This window comes from Marinomonas sp. 63XJN7_7_ISO-PGPR-S23-202 (assembly GCF_056173505.1).
On record NZ_CM149677.1, the window covers coordinates 901,027 to 917,311 of the forward strand.

Below are 16,285 nucleotides of genomic sequence, written 5' to 3' on the forward strand. Positions count from 1 at the left end.
ATTAACAGTAGGTTTTAAGCAGGAGCTTTGTTGTATGTTGGATTATCTGTACAAGTCATTTCGTTTTCTTCCCATTGATCCAAGTGTCTTAAAATCTGGGTTAGAAACCTACTTGTCTGAGCAACGAGACTGGTGTGAGAGTGCGGACTTTTCAGCTTTGTTTCCGTTTAAAGCGCTGGGGTTGCCGCAAGACTTCTTTTTGCAAAAAATTATTCATTGCGATGGAGTGGATTATCTCACTGGCCCGCGCTTTTTGAATATGAATATAGAAGCGCCTTATATTGAGCTTGCTGCCAGTTCCGGTCCATTGACATCCAAAGCCGCAGAACAAATATTTAACCTATGGGAGCCGTTGCAAGCCCAACATATTCGCGTGCTTCGACCTGCCAAAGAAAAAGGCAAAGGCATTCAGGATCAGGGCTTTTACGCCTGTTCATTACCTGCTAAAGCAACACGTGATCACTCTTTCGAATCTTGCTCAGATAATTTGGTTCTCAAGAAGGCGCTCATGTCTGACCTTCACTGGTGCCTGAGTGCGCTTGACGTATCTTATCAAGAAGCTTATCGCCGTATGCCTCAATTAAAAGACAGGCTGTCACCAACGGATAAAGACTATCTGCAAGAGTTAATTGCTGAGGGCAATGTTTTTGTGATTATGCAAGGCCGGACAAGGGTAGGCCTAATGGCTTATGAAGAGAGTCTTAGAGGTTTTATTCATGCCTATTGGATGATCGAAAAAGCCATTTTGCCTGACTATCAAGGGCAGCATTTATCGTCTAAAGCACAAATGCTCTTATGCCAACAGCTTACCCATAACACAGAAGACAGAGTGTTAATGGGACACATTGATAGCGATAATATTCCATCGATTAAAACCGCAGAGCTGGGCGGGCGTGAACGTATTCTGGATTATGTTTTTCTAAGCCGAGAGGATGTTGTGTAGCGGTCTCGGTACCATGCGAAATCGTCTAACAAAAAACGGTGAACCCTTTCGGATTCACCGTTTTTTTAGTTTGAGAGAGGTTAAACCGAAAAGGGATAAGCAATAGGTTCGTGGCACTGGTAGCCTTCCACCGTAAAATCATCCAAAGTCACCCAGGTTTCAATGTCTTTTAGGGATTTGATCTCTGGATTGATTTTCAGCGTTGGCAGTGGATAGGGTTCGCGTTTTAGTTGTACGTCACGCATTAGTTCTAGCTGGTCTTCATAGATGTGAGCATTCACTATCTTATGGAAGGCTTGTCCTGCTTTATGTCCGGTTATTTGTGCGACAATGGCAAGCAATACATAGACCTGAACCATGTTGAAGTTTAGGCCTAGAGGGACGTCACAGCTGCGCTGTGTGCTGTTTAGATAGAGAGTGTCACCCAGTAACGAAAAATGGTGGCTGTACATACAAGGGCGCAGACAGGCCATATGAAATGCCCCCGGGTGATAAAAGGTCAAAATCTCACCACGGTTATCCACACCGCAGCTTAAATCATCGATGATTTGTTGCAGCAGATCAATATGACCGCCATCAGGCTTGGGGAAGGCTCGTCCAATGGCACCATAGCACAGTCCCATATCGTCTTCGCCTTTACGATAAGGGTTGTTTAGCCAGGCGTCATTTTGATTGGCGTTAGCGTCCCATGTTTTGGTGCCAAGGGCTCGAAAGTCGGCTGCATTGTCGTAACCCCGTAGATACCCCAAAATTTCCGCAATGGCAGATTTCCAGTAACTTTTACGGGTTGTTACAAGAGGGAACTCTCCTTTGCTGACATCATAGGTCAAATCCGCATTGATGACCGTCAGACAACGTTTACCAGTGCGTTTGTTATTGACCCACTCACCGTCGTTTATGATGCGCTGGCAAAGGTCTAAATATTGTTTCATGGGGTGGCCTTGTCTGGTTGCGGGCAAAGATAGTAACGCATGAGAAATGCATTCTTGTTTGCCATGAGTATAATGATTGCCAACAATTATATCAGAACTTCACTTTGTCTTAACCCAATGCCGTGATACGGCGTCATTTTTAAAGGGTGTTTTTATGTTGTCACTCATTGTTGCGATGTCGACGAATCGAACCATTGGAATCAATAATGCCTTGCCTTGGCATCTACCAAACGATTTAAAGTATTTCAAGCAAGCCACCATGGGCAAACCTATTGTGATGGGGCGTAAGACATTTGAGTCCATCGGTAAACCATTGCCGGGGCGTCGCAATATTGTGATTACTCGTGATGAGGGGTTCCAGGCTGATGGTGTCGATGTGGTACACACCTTAGATGATGCTATTGCTTTAGGCGAAGACATTTGTCTTGTGAATGGGCAAGAAGAGGTGATGGTGATAGGTGGCTCGCAAATTTACCAATTGGCGTTAGAGCGTGCCGAGCGTCTTTATGTGACTCATGTGGACGCGCAGGTCGAGGGTGATGCCTTTTTTCCAGAGGTAGATTGGCCTTCGTTTACGCTATTGGCTGAGGAATCTTTTGCAGCAGAAGGCCCCAATCCCTACGATTATCGCTTTTCCGTTTATCAAAGAAGTAGCGCAAGCTAATGGGACTCTTTTGAGCCAAGTCATTAGCTGGTTTAATCGATGTTATAGAATAGAGGCAAACTATGTGGCAGCAACGTGAAATAACGTTATCAGCAAACCGTCGAGGCTTTCATCTTATTACCGATTACATTGAGCGAGCACTGGCAGAATTATCGCCTGTATCAGTGGGGTTGTTGCATTTGCAGTTGTTGCACACGTCAGCGTCTTTGACCATTAATGAAAACGCCGATCCTTCTGTTCGTCGCGATATGGAGCAGCATTTTTCCGTTATGGTGCCGGAAAATCAGCCCTATTATGAACATATTTATGAAGGATCGGATGATATGCCCGCCCACATTAAGGCCAGTATGTTGGGTTCGTCTCTCACCATACCTATCAAGAATGGCCAATTATATTTGGGCACTTGGCAGGGTATATATCTTACATAAGAGTCTTACACTATTCCGTGTAATAAATACTCATAAAATATGGACGCCAATTTAATAACAGACTATCTTTTATTTGAGGGTTTTAAGAAGGTGGTTTGTATGGCAAGACTAGAGTTGATAAATATTCAATCTATGGAGCCTGTTTTATCTAGAAACAATAAAAAAATCATTTGGAAAGAAACCAATGGTTACTTCCTCCAAAGAGTTCCGCAAATTTTCTTTTTTGACGGTGAGCCTTGGAGTGCTGCTAATAGATATGCAATAGATCAATTAAACAGTGGTTTGAAAAAAAATCATAAAACTGTTTCATCTTTCATGAGTCACCTTAAAGCCTATGCATCTTGGTTAGAATTAGAAAAGGTGGATTGGCGTTACTTTCCTAAGAAAAAGAAAGATCGATGTTTAGTACGTTATCGTGGTTTTTTGGTAAGACAGAGAGATCAAGGGGAAATAGCCCCAAGTACAGCTACAGCTCGAATGAGCTCTATCGTACGTTTTTATCGTTGGGCAAAAGTGAATGGTTTCATCGAAAAGAAAGAGTTGTGGGAAAACAAAGTTAATTTAGTTAATTTTTTTACAAAAGAGGGGTTTGAACGCACTATAGCTGTTAATCATACCGAATTGTCTATCCCTAATCGTAAGCGACCTGGAGAATCATTAGAAGGGGGGTTATTACCCTTAAGTGTTAGAGATCGAGACACCCTCTTAAAATTTTTGCTAGATCATGAAAAACATGAACTGTATCTCATGTTTCTTGTTGGTTTTTTTTCAGGAGCAAGAAGTGAGACTATACGTACATTACAACTATCAACACTTGATAATGTACAAAAAGACCCTCTAGGTACTGGAATAGGGCGTATTAGTGTTGGTAATGGTACAAAAGTTAAAACTAAATTCGATGTAAGAGGGGATATTTTAATTCCTTTTCAGCTAATTGAACACCTTAAACAGTATGCTCATTCAGTTAGGCGGTTAACTAGGCAAAGTCGATCATCAAAAAATGATAGAACTACTCTTTTTTTAACGGAAAGAGGAAATACTTACTCAGATACATCGTTCACAAAATTAATAAGTGATTTAAGAAAAGAGCTTATTATCAATGATTTGTTGCAGTTTAAGAATTTGAAATTTCACCAATCACGAGCATCTTTTGGTACAGAGCTGATGCAGATCGCCTTAAATACTCTTCCTAGTAAATCTGATGCAATTGTTTTTGTGAGAGATGCAATGCTCCATAAAAATGAATCAACAACTTGGAAATATATCAGATTTATTGAGACTGAACCTATAAAAACCGCACTTTCTGATGAATTCTATGATCTATTTGTAGGTAATACTACTAGCCTTAATCAAAAAAATTTAATCGATAAGGTTATATATAATGTTTCAGAATAATCTGGAAGTTAAGGTTATTAATAAAGAGGCTGAAAATTATAAAATTTTAAACCTAGCCCGATTTTTATATAAAGGGGGATCAAAAGTTAATGCGAAAAACTTTAACAAGGCAGTTGATGAAGGTGTAATAGGAGAAATTTGCACTGATCGTTTAGATTTATTGACTGCTATTAAAGACGAATTAGATGCTGTTATAGTTGGTGGCGGTAGTTATCGGACTGTTCTTTCTTGTTTATCAGAAATAAAACCATTTATAAATTATTTAGAGGACAATGATTTATCTTTTAGATTGTCAGAAATTGTAAGTAACTATATTGGCTATTCAGAGTTCTTGTTTTACAAAGCTCAAGCTAAATTAATAAAGTTTTCAACCACATATGGAAGCCTCGCTATACTTTCTAAATTGTTTGGTGAAATTTTAGAAATTCCATATGAAGAACGGTTGATTATACGGGCTAGGCTAAAGAAAAATGGTAATAGAAGGAGATCAAAGAGTAAGTGCTCTGAAAAACAAAATCTTGAGGAGTCCTTTAGATTTGGACGCTTTCTTTCAGATATTACTTCAGCTATTACGGTAGAAAAGATATTGGGCGAATTGCCTTTAAAGTTAAAGGTAAGTGATGGAGGCGTTAAGGATGGTTTATTGATATTGTATGGATCGTTAAAAGATTCCAAATGGATAAACTTAACACGTGATCAATGGCTTAAATGGCAAAAAAGAACAGGAACAAGTGCTTATAAAAAAGCTAGAGAACCTATAAGTAATCCGAGTGAAGCAATAAATTCAGCGGCAAGAAGATATTGTATAAATGTTCGGATTTGTGCTGAATTGATGATATTTATCGCCCAGACAGGGATGAACTTATCTCAGGCCCAAAATTTAAAGCGTGGTAGTTTTAAGTATAGATCACAAAGTGATGATTGGAGTGTGACTTGTTACAAACCTCGTAGAGGAGGAGAGGTGACATTTAGCATTTTTAAATCATATAAAAGTCGCTTTAAGGAACATCTAGCCTTTATAGATCTCTTCTTTCCTAACTCTGATAATTTGTTTCCGTTATTTGGTGCTGGTCCATATGAAGGTAATGCTAAAGGATTATCAGGTCATACCCTTCGTAAAATAACTTTGGATTGTGATATTCCTTGGGTTCCACCTAGCACACTTCGTAATAGTAGAGTCAACTGGATACTTCGTCGGTCTGGTGATGAAAACCTAACAGCTGAAATGGCACAAAATACACTCAAAGTATTATTAGATAATTATAAAGTTCCTAGTCAGCAGAGAGCAATGGTTGAAATAACACAGTTTTGGAATAAACACGATCCTATTTCATCGGGAGCTTTAAAAGGGTCAATTATTAATAGTAAATGTGGTGGTGTACCAATGGCTTTTGATGATACCCCTTCTTCGGTTGTTAAACCTAATTGCGTGATACCTTCAGGTTGTCTTTGGTGTCAACACCATCGAGATGTTGATAGTTTTGATTATGTTTGGTCACTCTTAAGCTTTAGGCTATTAAAAATAGAGGAGCTGAGCCTTTTTATTAAAAATGAATCATTATCACCTCCTGCTGATCTTGTAATACAGCGAATAACTCAAAAAATAAATTGGTTTAGAGATTCTAGTGAAATACGGTCTGAATGGGTATTAGAAAGTGAGAATAGAATTGATGAAGGTGAATACCATCCTCATTGGAAAAATATAATAGATTTTTTGGAAAAATAATATGAAAATTTCTGACCTACATTTTATGTTTCCATCAGTTTTAGTGACCCCAAAATCATCAATTTGGAACCTACCCTCTCTTCCTCCTCCTTATGATTGGTTTTTATCATATGATGAGTGTGGAAGGGAAATTTCTAAGTATGGCGATGATTATTGGGATTATTCATCTTTCGGATACCATGGTTTTAATTTTGGTATGCATAATTTATCAAAAAAAAATCTAGACCTCGTTAAGCTTGTTTTAATTATTGTAATTTATCATCCCAGTCTTTTTCCAGGAAAAATAATAAGTTGTAAAGCTACTTTTATGATGCTTATTAAAATTGCAAAAGTTTGTGATCAACATGGAGTGTTGATATCTGAGTTGTCTAGGTTTCCGCGCATTCACACTTCTGTTGCTGATGCTCTTCAACGTGCGGATTACATTGCAGATATAAAACAACTACATAAATTAAGATTGTATTCGGATCTCATTGGTTTTGAAATTGCCGATAAAAAGACACTAGCCTTTTTATCCTCAAAGGCCACAAAAAGAGAAATTGTCCAGCATGCATATATTCCACCAAGAATTTGGAGCTATTCTGTAAGTCGTCTTAATCAAGTCCTGGATGACTTTCTTGAAATTCAAAGTTCAGTTGAGAAGGCATTTAATTGGCTTTCAAATGCCTATGAGCACAATTCCTCAATAAAATCGGTGCCTTCGCGTTATGTTAGCCCTGTAGCTAAAATTGATAAAAATGATATTTTGAAAATGCAGAAAGCTATTGCTGAAGGTCGTATTAAATACAATGGAACTGCCAATGATTTTTTAATTGACTATAATATAATGCCTCAAATTGAAAAGTGGATAAAACCTACAAGAATTACAATGTGCGTTTTTTCGGGGTATCTTAGTTTTATCCGTGATGTCGCACTGTTTTTTATCGCAAGTTTTTCAATTCAACGACAATCTGAAGTGATTTCTTTGTATTCAGATTGTTTTTTGACTGAAAAAGACGATCGATTCGGAGATATCTTTCTAATTGTAGGAGAAACAACCAAAACTGATCAGGATAATGATGCACGATGGGTGGTTCCAAAAACAGTTAAGAAGGCAGTTGATATAGCTTCTTTTATTTCTAAATTACGTTCTAGATATTTTAAAGAAATGGAACAGAAAGACTCAATTCCTCTTGCTCTTATTGGACATGAACCTTGGGCATTAGGTGCAGGAAATAGCACAAGGGCTGTAAAAAAAAATATCTGCTATACCTCTCTCTTAAGGAATTACCCACATTTATTTGAGCAAGAAGAGACTAGGGTTACTGAAAGTGATTGGGAGATAGCTTTATCTCTTACTCCTAATTTAGGTAATCGTGAGGAGTTTGGAGTTGGCAAACCTTGGCATTTTAGTGCTCATCAGTTACGGCGAACTTCAGGAGTAAATATGTTTTCTTCTCAAAAGGTTTCTGTTGATAGTCTGCAATGGAATATGAAACATCATAGTCGGGTCATGACCCTATATTATGGTAAAAATCATACTAATTTAAGACTGAACTCAGAGGTAGAGACAGCTCTAATAGTTGAGTCTTATCGCTCGGTAAGTCAGCAGCTAATGCAAGTAGTTAAGAATAGTGTTGAGTTTGTGCGGCCTTATGGTGAGGACAGGAACTCTAATAAAATTATTAATCTTGTAGAAGAAAATGATGAAAAGAAGCTAATGCAGCTCATAAAAAAAGGAAGTATAAATTGCCGACGCACATTGTTGGGGTTTTGTATGAAATCCGGGGCCTGTGAGTATGGTGGTATTGAATCAATCTCGAAGTGTGCAGGTACTCTTGATACTGGAATATGTCAGGACGCTATATTTGATCGAAAAAATGAGTCTCAACTTCTAAAACTCAAATCTAGATATGAAGAAGAAATAAGTAATTTTGATAAAGAAGAACTTCGTTTTAAAGCATTACAGTATGAAATTAAAGCTATTGAGGTCTACTTGAATGTCATTAAACAATAGTGAAACTGCCGAAAAAATGTTTCGAGACGCCTTTGAGCGCCTAAAAAATAATAAGCCACTAGTTATCGAAAAAGGATCGAAAATCACTCAAAACAATATTGCAAGAGAGGCTGGTAGAGATCCTTCTGCTTTGAAAAAAAATAGGTATCCACTTCTTGTTCTTGAGATTCAAGCATTTGTTAGTTCAATTGAAGATGAGTCAGTTAAAGTCAAAACAAGAAATGAGAGTAGAGTTCGGTCTGACAAGGAAAAAATATCTGATTATAGAAAGCAGCGTGATAAATTAGCCTCAATAGTTGAAGCACAAAATATTTATATAGAAGAACTACTTGATGATCTCGAACGCTTAAAATCGGAAAAAGTAGTTTATATAAAATAAATTTATAGTCGTTTTATAATTTAATTCGAATATATTTTCTAAATACGAAAATGGAGAAAGAGCATATTTATAGATCGCTTTAAAATTTGGGGAGGCTCAAAATCATGGTTTTGGAAACTACGAAAATTCGCAGGTAGTATTAGTTTTGCCTACGAAAAAAGCGCTTACAAGAGTCGTGTTTCATTTACTAAATCAAAGGCAAGCGCCCACATTCTAGGATCCTTTACATTGACTGGGGTGAAAAGTCTTCTTTGGGTTATTTCTTGCTTAATGGTTCTCATATCTGCTGAGGATTATATTAGAAGTAACTTTTCATTGTGGCTCCCAGTACTTAGTGCAGACGAGAAAAAATTTAATGTAGAACAACTTAGGCTCTATTCTCAATTGTTAACAGCTATATTTTCGATTTATTTTGCAACTATTGGGATCATAATAAGCACCGGTTACACAAAGCTTCGGCGGGATATTATCAGAATGCTCACCAATGAGCAGGTCGGGAGCGTATATTCTAGAGTTTTGGTATTTGCTGCGATGTTCTGTTTGACTGCTTCAGCTTTACCAATCTTTAAGTATGAACCTGGATTATTTGTCTATGTCACTGCTACGATTTTGACTTTACTTAGTGCTTTGGCTTTGTTTCCACTAGGGCAAAGACTTTTCAATTTTTTTGATCTCAATCAGCTAATTAGTTCTGAGATAATTTTAAAAATCAAAAATGATATAGCAGGAGTAGTGAATAGCCAAAATTCAATATCGCTAGCTAACCATCATTCAAAGCAAGCTCAACGCTCCCTTGAGCAGTTTTCCTATATCAATGAATGCGTTATATCTAATCACGAGGGTTTAAAAAACAACCTGCCAGCATTGACCGACAGTTATACGTATTTACTTCTACACTACCTTGAGGTGAAGCACGGAATAGATCAAGAGAGCTATTGGTTTCCAAGGAAAAACTCTCATCAACAGTGGTTTCTTGCAGGTGATACAGTAACATCTATTGCAATCAATACGAGAAGCCAACAACCATTGATTAAGGATAAAATTGACCACCAATGGGTTGAGGATGAGATTATCAGTAAATTGACAAGCCATATTGATCTTGCATTTCAAATAGGTGACTTGGATCTTGCATTAAAGCTTATAATTCGTTTCTCTGATCGTGTTTCTGTTTATACAACACAGTTTCAATTCGAAGTCGGTATACGGGAACTAAAAAAAATCAGAGAAATTATTGAACTAGCTTTCTCCTCATCGAATTCCGTAACAGAAAATGAAACATCGAAAATGAGGATACTTATAGCGGATACTTGGGCAGCGTTAGGGAGTAATCTTTGCTTAGGAACTCTACTTCAAATAATGACGTTTGATGGAGAACTAAAAAACTTTTTTGAGATAGACGAGTGGAATAAACGAAGTCTTAGTCGCTTACCTCCTTTTCTACAAATAGAACTTGACTTTATTGTTAAGCGAATTGAGTTTGAGTATAAAATTGAGGGAGCGCGTCAATCTAAACCTAAATACCTCCAACAACTTACAGTCCAAATATTGTTGCAGCACTACGCAAGAATCCTGCCTGTGATATGCGATTTCTATCAGAACTTTATTCCGGATTTTGTGACATTTCTTACAAAAATAAAAATGACAGAGGCCGCAACTCAGGTTGTTTTAGCAAGCTTGCACAGCCATTGGAAATTACCTAGCTGGTTAGGTGATATCAATGAACTTATAGAGATGTATAAGGAGTATGAATGTTATGTGGACGATCATTATAAGCTACCTGAAATAAACGTTTTGGAGATGATTCAGCAACTCGATTCTGCAAGAGATAATGCAATATATAACCTTAGTGATTTTGCTATAGTCGGCCATATATTTCATCCACATCTAAGCGATGAGTCGCCAGATCACTTTGGACAAATCTATTTTGAACTAGCTGAAGAATGTATAAATGCGCTTGAACAAAATGATGTTAATAAATTGGATAAAATATTTCCGATGCTAATGAAGCTTACAGTTATTGCAGCAGATCTTAAGTTTGTTGATCCTGATTTTCAGGTAAACGATAAATATCGCTTTCACCTTGTTTCAACTGTGATAAACGACCTTGCTTCAATCTTAGGATTTTCCATTTTATATGGAGCATACTTCGATAATGAGAAGTTGTCAGAGCATGTTCTTACTCAATTTGAGTCTTGGGTTGGAAGTATTAGTGATAAACAACAATATTTAAAACGAATGTTGTTTTTATCCGATTCACGGAATCTGAACTGGGATGCATCTCCTCGAAGTCTAATTAGGATTAACTGGCAACAATCGTTTGAAAATCGAGCAAAAAATGATGGGTTCGAAGATAAAATGAGGTTTGGTAATGCGAAGCAGCATAAAAACAAAATAGTGAGAGTGTTTCTTCAATCGCATTCTGATGCATCACATCTCTTTTTTGCATTACAAGTTGTGCCGCAAATCGAGGTCATTGATTTTAATATTGATCACAACATAACCGATCTTGCTCGATACTTACTTGAAGACGAAGGTGATGTTTAGCATGATAAAATTTAGGGTTAATCCTCTACCCCCACATAACTTTTATGACTCGGAAATTGAGTTAGTTGATAGGATTTTCTATAAACAACAGCAGAAGAGAGTTGGTTTCTACCGAAGAATGTTTGATGAAGATTTTTCTAGGTTATTCCATCACTCAAATAACCGAAGTAGTAATCTATTTAACATATCGTCAAATGATGATGAATTTATGAAAACGCTTTTTGGTAATATTTACACTCGACGCACAGCCCATCAAATTGATGTGACAATACTTGAATTAGTAACAGATATAGTTCAATCGTTAATTTGGTATGGGAAAGCTTATTACTTTCTACAACAGGATGTTGATACTAATAAAATTCACACAGTTTCGTTTAGCACCGAAGGTGTCATAAGTTTCTTTGGTAAATATATTCAGTGGGTTCCTCGGCGAAGGAAAAGGCATAATGACCAGTTGTTTCCTAGAGAAATACGCATTTTAGATTCAAAGAAAGTGATGTGTTTCGACATGCCTATACAAATCAAACACATGTTATCAGCACAAAATAGAACTTTGGCTGTTCTTGATCAGCACCAATCTAGTGAAATCAAATTCCTCACTCAGGCTCAAGATGATAGTCCTAGCTCGGTCAACTATTTTAACTTCAGTGAATGGAATGACATACAAGATTTGGCTCTTTATCGTGCCACAAAAGATACTGGTTGGAATTGTAGGAGGTATGACTCATCAAAGCGCTCAGACTTCTTCGATTGCCACCGCTTGATAAGATTTCGAAGAAATCAACTAATGTTGAGAGACCAAATTCTGAATCAACTTAGCAATGAACTTTCGAGGGTCGGTAAAGTTTATAAGCCTGGATTTTCTATCAATGTATCGAGCTCTATTGAATTGCCTAGTACCGCGTTTCTAAACGAACTAGAGGAGAGGCTGGAGCGTGAAGAAGTAAGTTTTAACGAAGTTATCGACTATTGTTATAAGCGTTGATTATAACTGAGTATGGATCTGATAATCTGTATGTTATAGATAAATCGATTTAAACAAACACTCACAACTTATCGGACTTTCCACTCTTTCAAATATCATATTGTGATTTAAATAATGAGTAATGAAAAAATAATTATCAGACCAATCATTTATAAAAATCCATTTATAAAAACACCCCATGAGGTCGTAGAACTATTTGGTTTTCCTACCTCTATTAGAAAACAGATCAAATTTATTGCAGCTTTGCATGAGCAAGAGGTGAAAGTTAGTGATCGCAGCCTTGATAACTTATCGGGAAAGGGGATGTCTGAAAAGAAAGCAGTTGAGGCGCTTGCCCCTCTTTTCACTCAATTGGATCGATTAAACTTAAATATTGATGATTTAATTCCCACGGGATCAATGGTAGATGATATTAAGTTGCTTTGGGATGCACAAATCAAGCAATTTTTAGCTGGATTTCAATCTATAGAACAAGCCCCGAATTTTTTAAAACCTTTGATCGCTTTTATTGAGAGACGGTGCATAGAATTTGAGCCTCAACGCACATTTGCTGCTTGCCATAGAGGAATAGATGAGTCAAAGGTGCGTACTCTAATCCTTGATTTTTACCGTCCAGTTATCAATAAAACTGCTTTGAACTCAGAACAACAAAATTTGGTTATCAGAGGATTAGATAAGCTTGCTTTGGGAGAAAGTATCGAAACAGACCAAGACGAAATCGAAGCTATGGGGCTTTTTACGCAAGACTTCAATTTGTCTTTATTTGCAGCCCTAGACCTAGTTGCCATCAACTGGAAGCATCTTAATCAAGAAGGTACGAAACAGCATGACAGTTTTTTGGTTAAAATTCTGGCATCAGAAGGTAAATGTTATTTTGGCAAACTGATATCTTTTCTCAAAACTGAGCTTGATATTTCTTTTAAGACGTTAGCTCAGTGTGTACCCATTCAGCAAGAAAGTACGGAAACAGGTCGGACTGTGTTAGAAGTTCAAGTTGAACGTCTAAAAGAATGGCGTAAAGGAAAGACGAAACCTAGCTTTGCAACGCTGGAGAAATTTTGCTCAAACTTTGCTTTTGAAGACCAGCTTCTTTTATTGATTTATTGCTTGATTTGCCAAGCAATAGACCGTCAGATCGTCAAGTATAAAACTGATGCGCTGAGGATGCTTAAAGAAATTTACTCCGCAGATAACTACTTGACCTACTATATGAGAGAAAAAGAGACGGCCGCTTAAGCGGCCGTATATCAGTCTATTTTTTAGGAGGGTTATTTCCTCGCCCTTTGCCTGAAGGTTTGCCACTACCGTTTTTAGTCGGCCAGTTCGGATTGTTTGTCGTCATTATTGATCCTCCCAGTCTTCAGGTCTTTCTTCTTCACCACGAGACTGCCAATACGAATCATTGTTTGGGTTCAATTGGTCTGCGCGATTATCAATATCATCTTGAGTTTGCTCGTAGTCACTTTCGAATTGAGACATGGTATGTTTCCTTTATTAACTGAGCAGCACCATTGCTGCTGTAAGGAAATACTACTATTGAGGCTCTTTGTGAAATAAGGGGGGTTAAGAGCGCACGTTAAAAATATTGATTAGGTAAGAACCAAGATCGCAAATCGCAATTTAAACCACAACCCCGTGGCTAATCTGCCCCAAAAGATCTCTTACTCTATTTATTCCTTCTTTAGTAACCATAATCGACTCTGGTGACTTACCACCTAACGCTAATGCAGGTGCTTTAATCCATAATTTCCATTTGTCTTCGTCACCAAACAGCTCTAGACCCAATTGATGAACCCTTTCATTTAACTCTCTCATTTCAGATGCTTCAACTACTTCTAAGATTGCGGCATAGGTGTCAGCGGGAACACAGTAAAATACCGGATCGCCGTTCTTCAATATGGCAACAGGAGCACCTTTAGATTCATTCATAACGAGATCAAGATTTCTCTCTATATCATGAATATCAATGTATTTTTCAGCATGAATTTTTCGTTTAGTACTCATATCTCTCCCCCAACATGTCTGTTAAGTAGCATTATGACTAACATGAAAAGCTTAATTAAGAATAAGTGATTTTTATATGAGCACCTTACTCCGAAAAAAATCTCTTACCTTGAGGAAATCGTCAAGTGAAGGGTTCTCTAACATAAATTCTCTAGCTGATTTGCCAGTAAATGTCGGATGATCTATTGGCCTTTTGAAAAAATTATACTTAAAACCAGGTGGTGAACTTAGGTGAATCATCTTGTATATACTTACCAGCATCGCTAGTGTATCAATAGTGTCTTGGTCTACTTGAAGACTGTCATTAATCCGTGCTGTCTCTTTCCATTGACTCCAAGTTGAAACCGTAATACCACCTAGAAGAACACATATCTGTTCATTTGATAAGTCCCAACGCTCCTGTGGACACTGTTCATCTAGCCATAATACAACTGTTGCTATTATCTTGCCTGCTGGCACTTTACTGGCATTTTCTTTGGCACCTTCATCGTTCATGGAACACCTCTCCATCACTATCGTTTGGATTTTTAATTCATCGCTGATTTCTATTTTCTACATTTTGAATCAATACACTTTGGGTAACTCATCCCACCTGGTCGTGTACGCTGGAGATAAGTGTTCTCGCTTCATTGACCATTGTGGTGACACGCCTTGAGAGGCGAAAAAAACCTTACCGAGGTCGCTGTGGTTGATTTTGTCTACGACGCTCATTAAGGCTTTTGAGTTGATTTTGGTATTATCGGCTCGGAATAAATCTTGTTGAAAAGCGCCATGCTCATAAAAATCCGCCAGCATCACACCACCTTTGGCGTAGCGATAACCTGCACGATAAATGCGACGAAACAGTACGTCGGCCACTTCTAATAAGTCTCGCGTGTCGTCGGTTGGGTTGGGCAGTTCTGCAGACAGGGTTTTCGAGTACTGCGGTTCGTTTGTAATAAAAGGGCTGGTACGAACGAACACACTCACCACACGACAAAGGCGTTTTTCTCCGCGTAATTTCTCGGCGGCTCTGTTTGTGTATTTAGCGATGGCTTCCCGTAGTTCACGCTTGTCTGTCACCTTATGACCAAATGACCGACTGCAAATGATTTGCTGCTTTGTTGGCCTGACCAATTCCAAATCCAAACACGATACTCCGTTCAACTCTCGAATGGTTCGCTCCAACACCACAGAAAACTCGCTTCGAATCGATTTAGGGTTAGCGTTCGCAAGATCCAAAGCGGTATTAATTCCCCTCGCCTTTAGCTTTGCCGTGGTGCGACGGCCAACGCCCCACACATCACTTACTTCAACAATTGCCAATAAACGCTTTTGTCTGTCTGGGTCCATCAAATCTACGACCGAACCGGTGGCTGGGTATTTCTTCGCCGCGTGGTTGGCCAACTTCGCCAGCGTCTTAGTTGGCGCGATGCCCACGCCTACCGTAATGCCTGTCCACTGATCGACCTTGGCCTTTACTCGTTTGCCAAACGCTAGCAAATCCGTCACATGATCAACACCGGTTAAATCCATAAAGGCCTCATCGATGGAATACACCTCAAGCCGTGGCGCCTCCTCCTCTAAAATCGTCATCACCCGATTTGACAGATCCGCATACAGCGCATAATTCGAGGAAAAGCACACAATGCCGTGCCTTCTTATCTCATTTTGAACCTGAAACATCGGCACGCCCATCTTGATGCCCAGCACCTTTACCTCTTTGGAACGCGCGACAATACAGCCATCATTATTCGACAACACAGCAACAGGTGTGTGTTTTAAATCTGGTCGAAACAACTTCTCGCAACTGGCGTAAAAGTTGTTGCAATCGACTAAGGCAAAGACAGTTTGCATTTAATGACGCTCGTACTTACGAACCACGCCCGTAACCACACCGAAGATCTCTAGCTGGGATTCCTCTGTGATCTGAATGGCCTTATAGGCTTTGTTCTTCGGACGCAGCAACACATTGGGCTTCAGCTCCAACGTCTTCACCGTCATTTCCCCATGAATGCAGGCAATCACAATATCTCCATGACGCGCAGTTAACGAACGGTCTACCACCAACACATCACCCGAATAAATGCCCACATCAATCATCGAATCACCCTGCGCACGCACGTAAAACGTCGCGTTCGGATGAGCTACACAGAACTCATTTAAGTCTAAGGATTTTTCAACAAAGTCCTGTGCAGGCGAAGGAAACCCCGCCGATACCGAATCCACATACAAAGGGATTCGCACACTATCAGCCGCGATAAACGCCGCCGACTTAGACACACCAAGATAAGTCACACGCATGATCAA

16 protein-coding genes are annotated in these 16,285 nt (G+C 38.7%); 10 read left to right on the top strand and 6 right to left on the bottom strand.

The features are described from left to right. Positions 1 to 34: 34 nt before the first annotated feature. Positions 35 to 943 (top strand): hypothetical protein, encoded by a 909-nt coding sequence (locus AC0VYG_RS04120; RefSeq protein ID WP_475431083.1) that lies wholly within the window; start codon positions 35 to 37, stop codon positions 941 to 943. Positions 944 to 1,023: 80 nt separating this feature from the next. On the opposite strand, the gene AC0VYG_RS04125 is transcribed toward AC0VYG_RS04120, so the two are convergent. Then, positions 1,024 to 1,875 (bottom strand): thymidylate synthase, encoded by an 852-nt coding sequence (locus AC0VYG_RS04125; protein WP_475431085.1) that lies wholly within the window; start codon positions 1,873 to 1,875, stop codon positions 1,024 to 1,026. Positions 1,876 to 2,029: 154 nt separating this feature from the next. Here AC0VYG_RS04125 and folA point away from each other — a divergent pair, with 154 nt between their 5' ends. The 9 genes from folA to AC0VYG_RS04170 all read left to right on the top strand — a co-directional run bounded on the left by folA (position 2,030) and on the right by AC0VYG_RS04170 (position 13,228). After that, positions 2,030 to 2,539, top strand: a complete 510-nt coding sequence (gene folA / locus AC0VYG_RS04130) for a type 3 dihydrofolate reductase (RefSeq protein ID WP_475431086.1) — start codon at positions 2,030 to 2,032, stop codon at positions 2,537 to 2,539. A gap of 62 nt (positions 2,540 to 2,601) precedes the next feature. After that, entirely contained in the window at positions 2,602 to 2,967 is a 366-nt protein-coding gene (locus tag AC0VYG_RS04135; protein ID WP_475431087.1) for a secondary thiamine-phosphate synthase enzyme YjbQ, read from the top strand. Positions 2,968 to 3,066: 99 nt separating this feature from the next. Further along, the gene (locus AC0VYG_RS04140; RefSeq protein WP_475431088.1) at positions 3,067 to 4,362 is read left to right on the top strand and encodes a tyrosine-type recombinase/integrase; all 1,296 of its coding nucleotides are present in this window, start codon (positions 3,067 to 3,069) and stop codon (positions 4,360 to 4,362) included. Beyond that, entirely contained in the window at positions 4,349 to 6,088 is a 1,740-nt protein-coding gene (locus AC0VYG_RS04145) for a hypothetical protein (protein ID WP_475431089.1), read from the top strand. Before AC0VYG_RS04140 ends, AC0VYG_RS04145 begins: the two co-directional genes overlap by 14 nt. 1 nt (position 6,089) lies before the next feature. Beyond that, a complete protein-coding gene (locus AC0VYG_RS04150; protein WP_475431090.1) occupies positions 6,090 to 8,084 on the top strand; it encodes a hypothetical protein in 1,995 nt (664 codons plus the stop codon). Beyond that, positions 8,068 to 8,463, top strand: a complete 396-nt coding sequence (locus tag AC0VYG_RS04155; protein WP_475431091.1) for a hypothetical protein — start codon at positions 8,068 to 8,070, stop codon at positions 8,461 to 8,463. Before AC0VYG_RS04150 ends, AC0VYG_RS04155 begins: the two co-directional genes overlap by 17 nt. A gap of 228 nt (positions 8,464 to 8,691) precedes the next feature. Continuing rightward, positions 8,692 to 11,007 (top strand): hypothetical protein, encoded by a 2,316-nt coding sequence (locus AC0VYG_RS04160; protein WP_475431092.1) that lies wholly within the window; start codon positions 8,692 to 8,694, stop codon positions 11,005 to 11,007. A 1-nt stretch (position 11,008) separates the two neighbouring features. Next, positions 11,009 to 11,992 carry a hypothetical protein gene (locus AC0VYG_RS04165; protein ID WP_475431093.1) on the top strand — a complete coding sequence of 328 codons (984 nt, stop codon included), beginning with the start codon at positions 11,009 to 11,011 and terminating at the stop codon, positions 11,990 to 11,992. A 114-nt stretch (positions 11,993 to 12,106) separates the two neighbouring features. Next, a complete protein-coding gene (locus AC0VYG_RS04170; protein WP_475431095.1) occupies positions 12,107 to 13,228 on the top strand; it encodes a hypothetical protein in 1,122 nt (373 codons plus the stop codon). 105 nt (positions 13,229 to 13,333) lie between these two features. Here the strand turns inward: AC0VYG_RS04170 and AC0VYG_RS04175 are convergent, their stop codons facing one another. The 5 genes from AC0VYG_RS04175 to umuD form a co-directional block, all read right to left on the bottom strand. Next, on the bottom strand, positions 13,334 to 13,471 hold the full coding sequence (locus AC0VYG_RS04175; protein WP_024025206.1) for a hypothetical protein: 138 nt from the start codon (positions 13,469 to 13,471) through the stop codon (positions 13,334 to 13,336). A 141-nt stretch (positions 13,472 to 13,612) separates the two neighbouring features. Continuing rightward, the gene (locus AC0VYG_RS04180) at positions 13,613 to 13,996 is read right to left on the bottom strand and encodes an antitoxin Xre/MbcA/ParS toxin-binding domain-containing protein (protein ID WP_475431096.1); all 384 of its coding nucleotides are present in this window, start codon (positions 13,994 to 13,996) and stop codon (positions 13,613 to 13,615) included. 72 nt (positions 13,997 to 14,068) lie between these two features. After that, positions 14,069 to 14,491, bottom strand: coding sequence for a hypothetical protein (locus AC0VYG_RS04185; RefSeq protein WP_475431097.1), 423 nt, complete (start codon positions 14,489 to 14,491; stop codon positions 14,069 to 14,071). Between the two features lie 69 nt (positions 14,492 to 14,560). Next, positions 14,561 to 15,832, bottom strand: a complete 1,272-nt coding sequence (gene umuC / locus AC0VYG_RS04190) for a translesion error-prone DNA polymerase V subunit UmuC (protein WP_475431098.1) — start codon at positions 15,830 to 15,832, stop codon at positions 14,561 to 14,563. After that, the gene (gene umuD / locus AC0VYG_RS04195; protein ID WP_475431099.1) at positions 15,833 to 16,279 is read right to left on the bottom strand and encodes a translesion error-prone DNA polymerase V autoproteolytic subunit; all 447 of its coding nucleotides are present in this window, start codon (positions 16,277 to 16,279) and stop codon (positions 15,833 to 15,835) included. Positions 16,280 to 16,285: the final 6 nt, after the last annotated feature.